At 59.5% G+C, this 14362-nt stretch carries 16 protein-coding genes; 8 read left to right on the plus strand and 8 right to left on the minus strand.

Annotation, left to right across the window (positions count from 1 at the left end; all coding sequences use genetic code 11):
* The first annotated feature begins 31 nt into the window (after positions 1–31).
* The 4 genes from cadA to ACJ8PL_RS23425 all read left to right on the plus strand — a co-directional run bounded on the left by cadA (position 32) and on the right by ACJ8PL_RS23425 (position 5385).
* Entirely contained in the window at positions 32–2170 is a 2139-nt protein-coding gene (cadA, locus tag ACJ8PL_RS23410) for a lysine decarboxylase CadA (protein WP_016929874.1), read from the plus strand.
* Positions 2171–2237: 67 nt separating this feature from the next.
* A complete protein-coding gene (gene dtpD, locus ACJ8PL_RS23415) occupies positions 2238–3683 on the plus strand; it encodes a dipeptide permease DtpD (RefSeq protein WP_048797211.1) in 1446 nt (481 codons plus the stop codon).
* 56 nt (positions 3684–3739) lie between these two features.
* The gene (gene tilS, locus ACJ8PL_RS23420) at positions 3740–5071 is read left to right on the plus strand and encodes a tRNA lysidine(34) synthetase TilS (protein WP_110147335.1); all 1332 of its coding nucleotides are present in this window, start codon (positions 3740–3742) and stop codon (positions 5069–5071) included.
* Positions 5071–5385, plus strand: coding sequence for a c-type cytochrome (locus tag ACJ8PL_RS23425; protein WP_442531418.1), 315 nt, complete (start codon positions 5071–5073; stop codon positions 5383–5385). Before tilS ends, ACJ8PL_RS23425 begins: the two co-directional genes overlap by 1 nt.
* Before the next feature lie 50 nt (positions 5386–5435).
* Here ACJ8PL_RS23425 and rof read toward each other — a convergent pair whose 3' ends face one another.
* Together rof and ACJ8PL_RS23435 are read right to left on the minus strand one after the other, a co-directional pair.
* On the minus strand, positions 5436–5699 hold the full coding sequence (rof, locus tag ACJ8PL_RS23430; RefSeq protein ID WP_004931991.1) for a Rho-binding antiterminator: 264 nt from the start codon (positions 5697–5699) through the stop codon (positions 5436–5438).
* Entirely contained in the window at positions 5686–5886 is a 201-nt protein-coding gene (locus ACJ8PL_RS23435) for a YaeP family protein (RefSeq protein WP_004931993.1), read from the minus strand. The genes rof and ACJ8PL_RS23435 overlap by 14 nt, the downstream gene beginning before the upstream one ends.
* 213 nt (positions 5887–6099) lie before the next feature.
* Between ACJ8PL_RS23435 and ACJ8PL_RS23440 the strand changes: the two genes are divergently transcribed.
* Genes ACJ8PL_RS23440 through nlpE form a run of 3 tightly spaced genes read left to right on the plus strand, consistent with a single transcriptional unit; the run spans position 6100 to position 7778 of the window.
* On the plus strand, positions 6100–6648 hold the full coding sequence (locus ACJ8PL_RS23440) for a YaeQ family protein (RefSeq protein ID WP_442531419.1): 549 nt from the start codon (positions 6100–6102) through the stop codon (positions 6646–6648).
* A 3-nt stretch (positions 6649–6651) separates the two neighbouring features.
* Positions 6652–7065 (plus strand): alternative ribosome rescue aminoacyl-tRNA hydrolase ArfB, encoded by a 414-nt coding sequence (gene arfB / locus ACJ8PL_RS23445; RefSeq protein WP_028127523.1) that lies wholly within the window; start codon positions 6652–6654, stop codon positions 7063–7065.
* Between the two features lie 29 nt (positions 7066–7094).
* Positions 7095–7778 carry an envelope stress response activation lipoprotein NlpE gene (nlpE, locus tag ACJ8PL_RS23450; RefSeq protein ID WP_089196205.1) on the plus strand — a complete coding sequence of 228 codons (684 nt, stop codon included), beginning with the start codon at positions 7095–7097 and terminating at the stop codon, positions 7776–7778.
* Between the two features lie 60 nt (positions 7779–7838).
* Here the strand turns inward: nlpE and proS are convergent, their stop codons facing one another.
* The 6 genes from proS to metN all read right to left on the minus strand — a co-directional run bounded on the left by proS (position 7839) and on the right by metN (position 13433).
* A complete protein-coding gene (gene proS, locus ACJ8PL_RS23455) occupies positions 7839–9557 on the minus strand; it encodes a proline--tRNA ligase (RefSeq protein ID WP_115436457.1) in 1719 nt (572 codons plus the stop codon).
* Positions 9558–9677: 120 nt separating this feature from the next.
* Complete coding sequence (gene tsaA, locus ACJ8PL_RS23460) at positions 9678–10385, minus strand: tRNA (N6-threonylcarbamoyladenosine(37)-N6)-methyltransferase TrmO (protein WP_116404189.1); 708 nt, start codon at positions 10383–10385, stop codon at positions 9678–9680.
* On the minus strand, positions 10382–10786 hold the full coding sequence (rcsF, locus tag ACJ8PL_RS23465; RefSeq protein WP_025304011.1) for an Rcs stress response system protein RcsF: 405 nt from the start codon (positions 10784–10786) through the stop codon (positions 10382–10384). The genes tsaA and rcsF overlap by 4 nt, the downstream gene beginning before the upstream one ends.
* A 114-nt stretch (positions 10787–10900) precedes the next feature.
* Complete coding sequence (locus ACJ8PL_RS23470; protein ID WP_033639535.1) at positions 10901–11716, minus strand: MetQ/NlpA family lipoprotein; 816 nt, start codon at positions 11714–11716, stop codon at positions 10901–10903.
* Between the two features lie 39 nt (positions 11717–11755).
* Positions 11756–12409, minus strand: coding sequence for a methionine ABC transporter permease MetI (locus ACJ8PL_RS23475; RefSeq protein ID WP_004932010.1), 654 nt, complete (start codon positions 12407–12409; stop codon positions 11756–11758).
* Positions 12402–13433 carry a methionine ABC transporter ATP-binding protein MetN gene (gene metN / locus ACJ8PL_RS23480; RefSeq protein WP_016929862.1) on the minus strand — a complete coding sequence of 344 codons (1032 nt, stop codon included), beginning with the start codon at positions 13431–13433 and terminating at the stop codon, positions 12402–12404. The genes ACJ8PL_RS23475 and metN overlap by 8 nt, the downstream gene beginning before the upstream one ends.
* A gap of 188 nt (positions 13434–13621) precedes the next feature.
* Between metN and gmhB the strand changes: the two genes are divergently transcribed.
* On the plus strand, positions 13622–14185 hold the full coding sequence (gene gmhB, locus ACJ8PL_RS23485) for a D-glycero-beta-D-manno-heptose 1,7-bisphosphate 7-phosphatase (protein ID WP_015378880.1): 564 nt from the start codon (positions 13622–13624) through the stop codon (positions 14183–14185).
* The last annotated feature ends 177 nt before the right edge of the window (positions 14186–14362 follow it).

The raw sequence follows: 14362 nt of genomic DNA on the forward strand, positions 1-14362 counted from the left end.
GAAGGGGCTTGCTTTGCCAGGAGAAATGCATATGAACGTTATCGCCATCATGAATCACATGGGTGTCTACTTCAAAGAAGAGCCCATCCGTGAACTGCATCAGGCGCTGGAAAGTCTGGATTTCCGCATCGTTTACCCTAACGATCGCGAAGACCTGCTGAAACTGATCGAGAACAACGCCCGTCTGTGCGGGGTGATCTTCGACTGGGACAAATACAACCTGGAGCTGTGCGAAGAGATCAGTCAGCTGAACGAATACATGCCGCTGTACGCATTCGCCAACACCTATTCCACGTTGGACGTCAGCCTGAACGATCTGCGCATGCAGGTGCGCTTCTTCGAGTATGCGCTCGGCGCGGCAACCGACATCGCCGCCAAGATCAAACAGAATACCGACGAGTATATCGACACCATCCTGCCGCCGTTAACCAAGGCGCTGTTCAAATACGTGCGCGAAGGCAAATACACCTTCTGTACGCCGGGCCACATGGGCGGCACCGCGTTCCAGAAAAGCCCGGTGGGCAGCCTGTTCTACGATTTCTTCGGCCCGAACACCATGAAGTCGGATATTTCGATTTCGGTGTCCGAACTGGGGTCGCTGCTGGATCACTCCGGCCCGCACAAAGAGGCGGAAGAGTACATTTCCCGCGTGTTCAACGCAGAGCGCAGCTACATGGTGACCAACGGCACCTCCACCGCCAACAAGATCGTCGGCATGTATTCAGCGCCGGCGGGCAGCACGGTGCTGATTGACCGTAACTGCCACAAGTCGCTGACTCACCTGATGATGATGAGCGACATCACGCCGATCTACTTCCGCCCGACCCGCAACGCTTACGGCATCCTCGGCGGTATTCCGCAGAGCGAGTTCCAGCGCGCCACCATCGCCAAACGCGTGAAGGAGACCCCGAACGCCACCTGGCCGGTGCACGCGGTGATCACCAACTCCACCTATGACGGCTTGCTGTACAACACCGACTTTATCAAGAACACCCTGGACGTGAAGTCTATCCACTTCGATTCCGCCTGGGTGCCTTACACCAACTTCCATCCGATCTATAAAGGCAAGTGCGGCATGAGCGGCGGCCGCGTGGAGGGCAAGGTGATCTATGAAACCCAGTCCACCCACAAACTGCTGGCGGCCTTCTCGCAGGCGTCGATGATCCACGTGAAGGGCGACATTAACGAAGAGACCTTCAACGAAGCCTACATGATGCACACCACCACTTCGCCGCACTACGGCATTGTGGCCTCGACCGAAACCGCCGCGGCGATGATGAAAGGCAACGCCGGCAAGCGCCTGATCCACGGCTCTATCGAACGCGCGATCAAGTTCCGTAAAGAGATCAAACGCCTGAAAGTCGAATCCGACGGCTGGTTCTTCGACGTCTGGCAGCCGGAGCACATCGATGAGCCGGAGTGCTGGCCGCTGCGCTCCGACAGCGCCTGGCACGGTTTCAAGAATATCGACAATGAACACATGTACCTCGATCCGATCAAGGTCACCATTTTGACGCCGGGGATGAGCAAGGAAGGCGAGATGCAGCCATTCGGCATCCCGGCCAGCATCGTGGCGAAATACCTCGACGAGCGCGGCATCATCGTCGAGAAAACCGGTCCGTACAACCTGCTGTTCCTGTTCAGCATCGGCATCGACAAAACCAAGGCGCTCAGCCTGCTGCGTGCGATGACCGACTTCAAACGCTCGTTCGACCTGAACCTGCGGGTGAAAAACATGCTGCCTTCGCTGTATCAGGAAGCACCTGATTTCTATGAAAACATGCGCATTCAGGATCTGGCGCAGAACATTCACCGCCTGGTGGAGCAACACAACCTGCCGGACCTGATGTACCGCGCGTTCGAAGTGCTGCCAACCATGGTGATGAATCCGTACCAGGCGTTCCAGAAAGAGCTGCACGGCGAAGTGGAAGAGGTCTATCTGGAAGAGATGGTCGGTAAGGTCAACGCCAATATGATCCTCCCATACCCGCCGGGCGTGCCGCTGGTGATGCCAGGCGAAATGCTGACCGAGGAGAGCCGGCCGGTGTTGGAGTTCCTGCAGATGCTGTGCGAAATCGGCGCGCATTATCCGGGCTTTGAAACCGACATTCACGGCGCCTACCGTCAGGCGGACGGACGTTATCGGGTGAAAGTGCTGAAGGCGAAATAACCGCAGCCAATCACAGGGGAGGCCTCGCGCTTCCCCTTTGTCGTTCACCGACTGATGGGAGACCACCATGAAAACACCCTCACAGCCGCGCGCAATCTACTATGTCGTAGCGATACAAATTTGGGAATATTTCAGCTTTTACGGCATGCGTGCGTTACTGATCCTCTATCTGACCCACCAACTCGGCTATACCGACAGCCGCGCCATCGATCTCTACAGCGCTTACGCTTCGTTAGTTTACGTCACTCCGATTCTTGGCGGCTGGCTCGCCGACCGCCTGCTGGGCAACCGCGTCGCGGTAATCGCCGGCGCGGCGCTGATGACCCTGGGGCATATCGTGCTCGGCCTGAGCGCGGTTTCTGCCCAGTCGCTCTATCTGGCGCTGGCGATCATCATCTGCGGCTACGGCCTGTTCAAATCCAATATCAGCTGCCTGCTGGGCGAGCTGTATCCGGCGCAGGATCCGCGGCGCGAAGGGGGCTTCTCGCTGCTGTACGCCGCCGGCAACGTCGGTTCCATTTTGGCGCCGATCGCCTGCGGGCTGGCGGCCGAGCGCTATGGTTGGCACGTCGGCTTTGCGTTGGCCGGGATCGGCATGTTCGCCGGCCTGGCGATCTTCCTGCTGGGCGGGCGTCATTTCCGCCACACGCGCGGCGTGAATGCCCCGCTGATGCGCGCCAGAAGCCTGGGCCTGCCGCACTGGGGCTGGCTGTTGGCGGCGTTGCTGGCATCGCCGCTGTTCTTCACGCTGTTGTTTATGCGCGACTGGGCCGGTTATTTGCTCGGGCTGGTGTGCGTGGCGGCGGTGGCGCTGGTGGCGCGCATTATGCTGCGCGCGGACGCCGGCCAGCGCCGGGGGCTGTGGCAGATCGTGGTGTTGATGCTGCTGGGCACGCTGTTCTGGGCCTTTGCCCAGCAGGGCGGCAGCTCCATCAGCCTGTTTATCGACCACTTCGTCGACCGGCGCTGGTTCGGCTGGACGGTGCCGACCGCCTTGTTCCAGTCGGTTAACGCCTGCGCGGTGATGCTGGGCGGCGTGGCGCTGGCCTGGCTGGCGAGCGGCGATGGCGACCGCACGCTGCGCATCTGGTGCAAGTTCGCCTTCGGTCTGCTGTTGATCGGTGTCGGCTTTACGCTGATGGCGCTTAATACGCGGCTGCACGGGCCGGGGTCGATGGGGCTGATGATCGCCGGTTTGGCAGTGATGGGCTTTGCCGAACTGTTTATCGATCCGGTGGCGATGGCGCAGATCACCCGGCTGAATATCCCCGGCGCCACCGGCGTGTTGACCGGCATCTATATGTTGGCGACCGGTTCGATCGCCAACTATCTGGCGGGCATTATCGCCAATCAGACCGCCGAAGATCACCTCGAGGGGGCGGCGATGCAGGCGTATGGCCGCATTTTCGCCCAGATCGGCTGGGGAGCGGCCGGGTGCGCGCTGGCGGTGATCGCGGCGCTGGGCGGCTGGTGGCTGCTGACGCGACGCCAGGCCCGGACGGTTAATGCTTGATTGATGGCGGTAGGCGGGGTTAACGTGCAGCTATGTAGAAGTGACAAAGCCTACCAATGGATACTGATCAATTAACGACGCGGGTGGCAGACCAGTTGGGCGCACAGCAGCGGTTGCTGGTGGCGTTCAGCGGCGGTCTGGACTCCAGCGTGCTGCTGCATCTGCTGGCGGCGTTGCGCTGCCAACGTCCGGCGCTGCAGCTGCGCGCGCTGCACGTGCATCATGGCCTGAGCGCCTTTGCCGACCGTTGGGTTGAGCATTGCCGCAGCCGGTGCGCCGAATGGCGGATCCCGCTGACGGTGACGCACGTGCAGGTGGATGCCCGCCAGGGAGGCATCGAAGCGGCGGCGCGTGCGGCGCGCTATGCCGCTTTCAGCACAGCATTGGTGGAGGGCGAAGCGCTGCTCACCGCTCAACACCTTGACGATCAAAGCGAAACCTTTCTGCTGGCGCTCAAGCGCGGCAGCGGGCCGGCGGGGCTGTCGGCGATGGCGGCCCGCGCCACGCTGGGCGAGCACCTGTTGTTGCGGCCGCTGCTGGGTTGCTCGCGTCAGGCGCTGGAAAGTTACGCGCAGCGTCACGCCTTAACCTGGATAGATGACGACAGCAATCAGGATACGCGCTTCGATCGCAACTTCCTGCGTTTGCAGGTGTTGCCGCAGCTCACCCAACGCTGGCCGCATTTCGCCTCGGCGGTGGCGCGCAGCGCCAGCCTGTGCGCTGAACAGGAACAGTTGTTGGACGAGTTGCTGGCGGAACCGCTGCAAAACCTGTTGGCGGCGGATCGCTCATTGGCGATCGACGGCCTGACGGCCTGTTCGCCGGTGCGGCGCTTCGCTTTGTTGAGGCGCTGGATCGCATTGTTTAACGTCACCATGCCGGCGCGCGAGCAGTTGCAGCGTCTGTGGGAGGAGGTGGCGCTCAGCCGGGAAGATGCCGAACCGCAGCTGCAGCTCGGCGCCTATCAGATCCGCCGTTTCCGCGGCCGATTGCACCTGTTGCCGCCGCTGGCGGCGCTGCGCGATGTGCATCTGCCTTGGCAGCCTGACGAGACGCTGACGTTGCCGGACGGGCTGGGGCAGTTGGTTGCCGGTGAGGGCGATCTGGCGCTGCGCGCGCCGCTGCCATCGCAGCAGATTAGCATTCGTTTCGGCGGCGTGCAGGGCGCGGTGCGCATCGTGGGGCGCGCCCATTCGCGGCCGATAAAAAAACTGTGGCAGGAACTGGGCATTCCTCCCTGGCAGCGTGAACGCATCCCGTTGATTTACTATGATGAGCAGCTGATCGCTGCGCTGGACGTATTTGTCTGTGAGGCGGGGCAGGTGCCGGAAGGCGAGCGCCCGTGGCGGCTGCGCTGGGAAAAAAATCATAATCGCGAGGAGCACTGATGAAGTTAGTGGGGATCACGCTGTTGGCCGCCGGCCTGTTCAGCCTGCCGGCGTTGGCGGCGGGGGATACGGCCGCCGGTCAGGTGAAAGCCGCCGCTTGTGCGGCGTGCCACGGCGCGCAGGGCAAGGTGACGGTGCCGATGTACCCGAATCTGGCCGGGCAGAACGCCATGTATCTGCAGCATGCATTGCAGGCGTACAAGAAAGGGGAGCGCAACGGCGGCCAGGCCGAGGTGATGAAGGCCTATGTGTCGGGGCTGTCGGATGACGATATCGCCGATCTGGCGGCCTATTACGCCAGCCTGAAGCCGTAAATGACGAGGGCAGCCGTTGGGCTGCCCTGTTGGGATGGGGTTACCGCTGCTCAGTCCGACAGGCTGACGACCACGGTACCGATTTCCGGATGACTGAAACTGCTGATATGGTCCAGGCGCAGGTCGCGCTGCTGGCCGTTCTGTTCGATGGTCAGATACTCAACGCGTTTCTTTTGCAGCAGGTCGATCGCCTTGGCCTCGATCACTTCTCCGTCGCGTAACTCCAGCTTCAGAATAAGTTTATGCTGACAGGCGAGTTCCAGGTTGTCGTAGTCATCGCAATTGATGGGTTGGTACTCATCATTCATCAACATAGTCGCTCACCAATAAGTTAGCGGCGGCAAAGGCCGCCTGTTCCCTAACGGAGGACGGTAGCGCATCGTTCGCTGCGACATCGTCCAATGCCTTTAACGCACAAGCCAGCGCATCAGGCACGTAGCCAAGATCTCCACTGCCAATCTCGGCGTAAGTACGGCGTACTAACTCACAGTATTGTTGCACAGTTTCCTCCCTTAAGAACCTCTGCATCATCAAGACTACTATCGCGATGAGGCGCAGGCTCTCGGAGTTTTATCCTATCCTAGACGACTATAGCACAGCTGTTATGGAGTTATCAGCACCCCGGCACGCCTTTCGCACTGCCGCAGCCTGGCCGCGCTGGCGGGGTTTGGCCCTGATCAAGTACACTGTCGCCGGATAATAACGAGGTCACCCATGGCGCTGAAAGCAACCATTTATAAAGCCGCGGTCAATATTGCTGATATGGATCGTCACTTCTACCACGACGCCACGCTGACGCTGGCGCAACACCCGTCCGAAAACGAGCAGCGCATGATGCTGCGCCTGTTGGCCTGGATCTGTCATGCCGACGAGCGGCTGGTGTTCACCAAAGGGCTGAGCGCCGACGACGAGCCGGAGATCTGGCAGCGCAACGACCACAACGGGCTGGAAATGTGGATCGAGATGGGATTGCCCGACGAAAAACGCATCCGCAAGGCCAGCAACCAGTCGCCGCGCGTGGCGTTGTACGCCTACGGCGAGCGCGCCGCGCACGTGTGGTGGCAGGGAATGCAGGGCAAGGTGGCCGGCTACAAGAACCTGAGCGTGCGTTTCCTCGACGACGAGCAGCTGGCGCGCCTGACGGCATTGGCCAGCCGCACCATGACGCTGCAGGCGACGCTGCAGGAGGGAACTATTTGGCTGTCCGATGCTCAGAATAGTCTGGAAATCCAGTTTGCCGAGTGGCAGCGGGCACAGGTGTGACCGGTGCTGGAACTGTCAAGAAACGTCGCCATACCGGATAATGAGCTTGAGTTGACGGCGATCCGCGCGCAGGGCGCGGGCGGCCAGCACGTGAACAAAACCTCAACGGCGATCCATTTGCGCTTTGACATTCGGGCCTCCAGCCTGCCAGAGTATTATAAGGAAAGGCTGCTGGCGCTGAATCACCATCTAATTACCGCCGATGGCGTGGTGATTATCAAGGCGCAAGAGTATCGCAGTCAGGAATTGAATCGCGAAGCGGCGTTGGCCAGGCTGGCCGCGCTGATTCGGCAGGCGATGGTGGTGGAAAAAACGCGTAAGGCGACCAAGCCGACGAAAGGGGCGAAATTGCGCCGTTTGGAAGGCAAGGCGCGTAAAGGCGCCACCAAGGCGCTGCGCGGCAAGGTTCGCACTTAGGAATACATGAACACAGTAGGAGAATAACTGTGAAGAAAATTACGGTAGCCCTGTTCTTGGCGGCAGGCGCACTCTCGTTGTTGGGATGCAACAATCATTATCAGCCGAAGGAACAACCGCTGCAGGCGATGCCGCAGAGTTATCAAGGATTGTTGCCTTGCGCCGATTGCGGCGGGCTGGATACGGCGCTGTTCCTGGATGAAGACGGCACCTTTGTGCTGCAGGAAACCTATCGCGGCACTAAAGACGGCGATCAGACCTTTGCCGACTACGGCAAATGGGCGCGCACTGCGGATAAGCTGGTGCTGACCGACAGCACCGGTGAAAAACGTTACTTCCGTCCGGTGGGCAAAAGCCTGGAGATGCTGGATCGCAGCGGCGCGCCGATCGCCTCCAAGCTGAACTATCGCCTGGAGCCGATTGAAAAACCGTTGCCTAAAACCCCGATGGTGATGAAAGGCAGTTACACCTATATGGCGGATGCGGCAGTCTTTAAGGACTGCGCTACCGGCATCACGTTCCCGGTGGATAATAACATCGCGCTGGAGCAAGGTTACGCCAAAGCCAACAAAAATGCCGGCGAGCCGGTGTTCCTGACCTTCAATGCGCACTTCAGCGTGCAGCCATCGATGGAAGAAGGGCTGATAGAGAAGGCGGTGGTGCCGGACGGCAAAATCGCGTTCGACCGCAGCAAGAACTGCAGCAGCAAGTAAGCGTTTTCGGACATAAAAAAACCCGCCTAGGCGGGTTTTTTATTTTCTGGCGTTCGTCGCTCAGCGTTTGATCTGGCCCAGCAGGAAATCAACGATTTCGCCGGTTTTGATCATTTGCTTCTCGCCGACGCGGCGGTTCTTGTACTCGATCTCTTCGTTGTCGAGGTTACGGTCACCGATGACGATAGAGTGCGGCACGCCGATCAGCTCCATATCCGCGAACATCACGCCCGGACGCTCTTTGCGGTCATCGAGGATCACATCGATGCCGTGGGAGCGCAGGGTGTTGTACAGCTCTTCCGCCAGCGCCTGCACGCGGAACGACTTGTGCATGTTCATCGGCAGGATCGCCACCTGGAACGGCGCGATGGCGTCCGGCCAGATGATGCCGCGTTCGTCGTGGTTCTGCTCGATGGCGGCGGCCACGACGCGCGTGACCCCGATGCCGTAGCAACCCATGGTCAGCACCTGGTTGCGGCCGTCTTCACCCTGCACGGTCGCTTTCATCGCTTCCGAGTACTTGGTGCCGAGCTGGAAGATATGGCCCACTTCGATGCCGCGTTTGATCAGCAGCGTGCCCTGACCATCCGGGCTGGCGTCGCCTTCCACCACGTTACGGATATCGGCCACCTGCGGCAGCGGCAGATCGCGCTCCCAGTTGATGCCGAAGTAGTGTTTGCCGTCAACGTTGGCGCCGGCGCCAAAGTCGCTCATCGCCGCCACGCTGCGGTCGGCTACCACCGGCATCGGCAAGTTGACCGGGCCGAGTGAACCCGGGCCGGCGCCGACGATGGCGCGAATTTCTTCTTCGGTGGCGAAGGTCAGCGGCGCGGCAACCTGCGCCAGCTTCTCTGCCTTGACTTCGTTCAGCTCGTGATCGCCGCGCACCAGCAGGGCGACCAGTTTGTGGCCGCTCTCTTCGGTGGCGCGCACCATCAGCGTCTTCACGGTTTTTTCCACCGGCAGCTGGAATTGCTCGACCAGCTCGGCGATGGTTTTGGCGTTCGGCGTATCCACCAGGCGCAGCTCTTCGCTGGCCGCCGCGCGCGGCTCTGCTGGCGCGACCGCTTCCGCCAGCTCGATGTTGGCGGCGAAGTCGGAACCGGTGGAGAACACGATATCGTCTTCACCGCTTTGCGCCAGCACCTGGAATTCGTGCGAGGCGCTGCCGCCGATCGAGCCGGTATCGGCCTGCACCGGGCGGAAATCCAGGCCCATACGGCTGAAGATTTTGCTGTACGCTTCGTACATCGCGTCGTAAGTCTCCTGCAGAGACTCCTGCGAGGTATGGAAGGAGTAGGCATCCTTCATCAGGAACTCACGGGAGCGCATCACGCCGAAACGTGGGCGCACTTCATCACGGAACTTGGTCTGGATCTGGAAGAAGTTCAGCGGCAGCTGCTTGTACGAGCTGATCTCGTTGCGGATCAGATCGGTGATCACTTCTTCATGCGTCGGGCCCAGCACGAACGGACGATCGCCGCGGTCGACGAAGCGCAGCAGCTCGGGGCCGTATTGCTCCCAACGGCCGCTTTCCTGCCACAGATCGGCAGGCTGAACCACCGGCATGGACACTTCGATCGCGTTAGCATTGTTCATTTCTTCGCGAACGATGTTTTCAACCTTCTTCAGAACGCGCAGGCCGGTCGGCAGCCAGGTGTAAAGACCGGAGGCCAGCTTGCGGATCATCCCGGCGCGCAGCATCAGCTGGTGGCTGATCACTTCGGCGTCGGCAGGTGTCTCCTTCAGTGTGGAGAGCAGATATTGGCTAGTACGCATGGTGTTTTGGTTCCGTTAGAACTGCAAATTGCATCGGGCTGCCAGAGTGGCGGCCAAAAGTGACAAAAGTGGTTTAGTTTACCAGCGCGAGCGGGTCGCCAAAAGAGAGGCGGCGGAATTTTAACGCGGGTCGAGCGCCAACACTTCGGTGTGGCCGTCCACGACGCGCCAGCGCACGTTGAAATCCAACAGCCAGACGGCGTAATCCCGTTCGACGTCCTCTCCTTTACGATAGGCGGGACGGGGGTCTTGCGCCAGCACCTGGCTGATAAAACGCCTTAATTGCGGGTAGCGCGCCTGATGTTGCTGCAGCTGTTGCTCGGCCTGCGGCGCGAAACGCACCGGCATATCGCCGGCGGGCGCGGCCTGGGCAAAGCCGGCGCGGGCCTGCGGCTGGCTCTCGGCGAACGGCAGATAAGGCTTGATGTCCACCACCGGGGTACCGTCGACCAGGTCGAGGCTGCCCAGTTCCAGCGCCACTTCACCGTTTTTCACCCGCACGCCATTCAGCTCAATGAGCGACATGCCGAGCGGGTTGGGGCGGAAGGTGGAGCGGGTGGCGAACACGCCCATGCGGGCATTGCCGCCTAAACGCGGCGGACGCACCGTCGGGCGCCAGCCGCCTTCCATGGTTTGATGGAAAATGAACATCACCCACAGATGGCTGAAATCGCTGAGACCGCGCACCGCTTCCGCCTGGTTGTAGGGTGGCAGCAGCAGCAGTTCGCCGCCGCCGTCTTCGACCAGCCCCGGTTGGCGGGGCACGGCGAATTTCTCTTTATACGGCGAGCGGATCACGCCGATCTGCTCGAAAACGAATTCGGTCATTTGGACGAGACGTTAAGCGCCGAGCCCTGGCAAACGGCCTGCTGGTAACAACCGGCGACGCCGCTGACAATCTGGCAGTCGTGCAGCAGCACGGCGTTGGCCTTCATGTAAGACGCACGGATTTGCATGCGTTTACGGGCGGTAGCCAGATTCGGTGGGGAGTCTTGCACGGTGGTTTGGCACGATTCGCCGGACACTTCACCCAGATCGCGGAACGGCTTGCCCACGAGTTCTTCTGCACTTTTATACAGTTTTACCGGAGCGGGGCGGGCGGCCGGCGTGGTCTTGGCCGGGGCGGTCGTGGTCGGCTTGCTGGTGCTGTTTGTTGAGGATGGCGCGATACGTTGCGATGAACATCCGGCCAGCGCGAGCGCTAACAAACAGAGAGGTAAAACACGCATTGAGATTCCTCTGCCTTAATGAAAGTGGCGCTATTGAAGCAATCTATGGCGGAAATAACAAGACGGGCCTTGGCCCGTCTTGCAATTATAGGAATAAAATGGGTGAATAAGCGCTTACCAGCCTTTCACCGCACCGCCGTTGAAGATTTTGTTGGCGGCGGCGTCAACGTCGTCAGACTGATAGGCCTGCACGAATTTCTTCACGTTTTCCGCATCTTTGTTATCTTCGCGCGCAACCAGCAGGTTGACGTAAGGTGAGTCTTTATCTTCCACGAACAGACCGTCTTTCGCCGGCGTCAGGCCGATCTGGCTGGCGTAGGTGGTATTGATCACCGCCAGCGCGATCTGCTGATCGTCCAGAGAGCGCGGCAGCTGAGGCGCTTCCAGCTCAACCAGTTTCAGGTTTTTCGGGTTCTCGGTCACGTCCAGCACGGTCGGCAGCAGGCCAACGCCGTCTTTCAGTTTGATCAGACCGACTTTTTGCAGCAGCAACAGCGAACGGCCCAGGTTGGTCGGATCGTTCGGCAGCGCGATCTGAGAGCCCTCTTTCAGTTCGTCCAGCGATTTGATTTTCTTGGAGTAACCGGCGATCGGGTAAACAAAGGTGTTGCCGACCGGCACCAGTTTGTAGCCGCGATCTTTGATTTGCTGATCCAGATATGGCTTGTGCTGGAAAGCGTTCAGGTCGATATCGCCTTTGCTCAACGCTTCGTTAGGCAACACGTAGTCGTTGAAGGTGACCAGTTCAACGTCCAGACCGTATTTCTCTTTCGCCACTTTCTGCGCCACTTCAGCCACTTGCTGCTCTGCGCCGACGATTACGCCGACCTTGATGTGGTTCGGATTCTTTTCATCCTGGCCACAACCCGCCAGAGCCAGCGTGCCGATCAGTGCGCCAATTGTCGCGATGGATTTAAATGTTAACGACATATCCCTTCCTCATTAGACTCGCATTAATATGCGGTGAAATTATTTATGGGTAACGGCTTTGACGATGCGATCGCCGCAGAATTGGATCAGATAAACCAAAACTACCAGTAATACTAATACGGTATTCATAACTGTGGCGTTATAACCGATATAACCGTATTGGTAACCGATTTGGCCCAGACCACCGGCGCCGACCGCGCCGCCCATGGCGGAGTAGCCCACCAGGGTGATCAGGGTGATGGTCGCGGCGTTGACCAGGCCCGGCAGGGCTTCCGGCAGCAACACTTTCTTGATGATCTGCATCGGCGTGGCGCCCATGGCGCGCGCCGCTTCCACCAGACCGGACGGGATCTCCAGCAGGGCGTTTTCCACCATGCGCGCGATGAACGGCGCGGCGCCGACGGTCAGCGGCACGATGGCCGCCTGCAGGCCGATCGAGGTACCGACGATCATGCGGGTAAACGGAATCATCCAAACCAGCAGGATGATGAACGGGATGGAACGGAAGATGTTCACCAGCCCGGACAGGATCTTATACAGCGAATTGTTGGCGATGATCTGCCCCGGGCGGGTGACATACAGCAGCACGCCTACCGGCAGGCCGAGCACGAAACCGAAGAAGCCGGAGACAAAGGTCATCATGACGGTTTCCCACACGCCACGCGCCATCAACCACATCATTGCCTCAGACATAACCCAGAACCTCTACTTTTACCTGATTTTCTTGCAGGAACTTAATCGTCGCCAGCGCGTCTTCGTCGCTGCCGTGCAGCTCCGCCAGCATCACGCCGAATTTTACGCCGCCGGCATAATCCATCTGGGCGCTGATAATGTTGTTGTTCACGTTGAAGCGGCGAGCGGCTTCAGACAGCAGCGGCGCATCGACCGACTGACCGGTGAACTCCAGGCGCAGCAGCGGCTGACGGTCGCCCTGGCGCTCCGGCGACAGGCGCGCGGCGTAGTCGTCCGGAATATCCAGATGCAGCGTGGACTGAATGAACTGCTGGGCCAGCGGGGTTTTCGGGTGTGAGAACACTTCGCTGACGCTGTCTTTTTCGATCAGCTGCCCCTGGCTGATGACCGCGACCTGGTCGCAGATGCGTTTCACCACGTCCATTTCATGGGTGATGAGCAGAATGGTCAGACCCAGACGGCGGTTGATGTCTTTCAGCAGTTCCAGGATGGAACGGGTGGTGGCCGGATCCAATGCGCTGGTGGCTTCGTCGCACAGCAGCACTTTGGGATTGCTGGCCAGCGCACGGGCGATCGCCACGCGCTGTTTCTGGCCGCCGGACAGATTGGCCGGGTAGGCGTCGTGTTTGTCCGCCAGGCCGACCAGCTCCAGCAGTTCGGTCACGCGCTTTTTGATCTCGGCGCGCGACGTATTGTCCAGTTCCAGCGGCAGCGCCACGTTGCCGAACACCGTGCGGGAAGAGAGCAGGTTGAAGTGCTGGAAGATCATGCCGATTTGGCGACGGGCGCGCGTCAGTTCGCTTTCCGACAGAGACGTCAGATCCTGGCCATCGACCAGCACCTGGCCGGAGGTCGGGCGCTCAAGCATGTTGGCGCAGCGAATCAGCGTGCTTTTGCCGGCGCCGGAAGATCCGATAACGCCATAGATTTGCCCGGCAGGGACGTGAAGGGTCACGTCAGAGAGCGCGGTAATGGTGCGCGAACCCTGCTGGAACACTTTAGTGATGTTAGAAAGTTTAATCATATTCTTCTTATTTTAGCGTGGTTGCCCGTGGCTAGATAAAAGTAAACCTCGGCGTGGAACCAAGGTATGGATCAGATGTTAAGGCGTCTAGACGTCTAAGTCAACGACCAGCGACGTTCTCCGGCGTTCTCAGTGCGGGGTAAAACATGCGATACTGTCAGCGTATTCAGCCCCTCAGGAGCAAAGCGGTGACACAAAGCGTTCCAGCAATTTTTCTCGATCGTGACGGTACGATTAACGTTGACCATGGTTATGTCCATGAAATCGACAACTTCCACTTTATTGACGGCGTGATTGACGCCTGTCGCGAACTCAAAAAGATGGGGTTTGCGCTGGTGATGGTGACCAACCAGTCGGGCATTGCGCGCGGCAAGTTCAGCGAAGACCAGTTTATGTACCTGACCGAGTGGATGGACTGGTCGCTGGCCGATCGCGACGTCGACTTCGACGGCATCTATTTCTGCCCGCATCATCCTGAGGCGGTAGTAGAGGAGTATCGTCAGGTCTGTGACTGCCGTAAACCGCAGCCGGGCATGCTGCTGCAAGCGCAGCAGGAATTGAACATCGATATGGCCGCTTCTTATATGGTGGGCGATAAACCGGAAGACATGCAGGCGGCGATCGCGGCCGGCGTCGGCACCAAGGTGCTGGTGCGTACCGGCAAGCCGGTGACGGAGCAGGGCGAAAAGCTGGCCGATTGGGTGCTAAATAGCCTGGCGGACCTGCCGGCAGCCATCAAAAAGCGGGTTTAATAGGCGTTACGAATGAATAGTGAGCGGTCAGATAAAAAATGCATATTATCGCTTGTCATTCTGAACCGGCTCCCTATAATGCGCCTCCATCGACACGGCGCAAGTGATTCACTTCACACAGCGGCCGGGAAGAAAGAGAAAAAATCCTGAAAATTAGGGTTGACTCTGAAAGAGGAA

This window comes from Serratia sp. CY83965 (assembly GCF_052166375.1).
GTDB classification, from domain to species: domain Bacteria; phylum Pseudomonadota; class Gammaproteobacteria; order Enterobacterales; family Enterobacteriaceae; genus Serratia; species Serratia marcescens.

Bases quoted from the DNA above. Each gene is read 5' to 3' on its own strand.
- proS (WP_115436457.1), bottom strand. From the start codon at position 9,557: ATGCGTACTAGCCAATATCTGCTCTCCACACTGAAGGAGACACCTGCC.
- ACJ8PL_RS23470 (WP_033639535.1), bottom strand. From the start codon at position 11,716: ATGTCGTTAACATTTAAATCCATCGCGACAATTGGCGCACTGATCGGC.
- cadA (WP_016929874.1), top strand. From the start codon at position 32: ATGAACGTTATCGCCATCATGAATCACATGGGTGTCTACTTCAAAGAA.
- dtpD (WP_048797211.1), top strand. From the start codon at position 2,238: ATGAAAACACCCTCACAGCCGCGCGCAATCTACTATGTCGTAGCGATA.
- rcsF (WP_025304011.1), bottom strand. From the start codon at position 10,786: ATGCGTGTTTTACCTCTCTGTTTGTTAGCGCTCGCGCTGGCCGGATGT.
- tsaA (WP_116404189.1), bottom strand. From the start codon at position 10,385: ATGACCGAATTCGTTTTCGAGCAGATCGGCGTGATCCGCTCGCCGTAT.
- ACJ8PL_RS23425 (WP_442531418.1), top strand. From the start codon at position 5,071: ATGAAGTTAGTGGGGATCACGCTGTTGGCCGCCGGCCTGTTCAGCCTG.
- tilS (WP_110147335.1), top strand. From the start codon at position 3,740: ATGGATACTGATCAATTAACGACGCGGGTGGCAGACCAGTTGGGCGCA.
- rof (WP_004931991.1), bottom strand. From the start codon at position 5,699: ATGTTGATGAATGATGAGTACCAACCCATCAATTGCGATGACTACGAC.
- ACJ8PL_RS23475 (WP_004932010.1), bottom strand. From the start codon at position 12,409: ATGTCTGAGGCAATGATGTGGTTGATGGCGCGTGGCGTGTGGGAAACC.
- ACJ8PL_RS23440 (WP_442531419.1), top strand. From the start codon at position 6,100: ATGGCGCTGAAAGCAACCATTTATAAAGCCGCGGTCAATATTGCTGAT.
- metN (WP_016929862.1), bottom strand. From the start codon at position 13,433: ATGATTAAACTTTCTAACATCACTAAAGTGTTCCAGCAGGGTTCGCGC.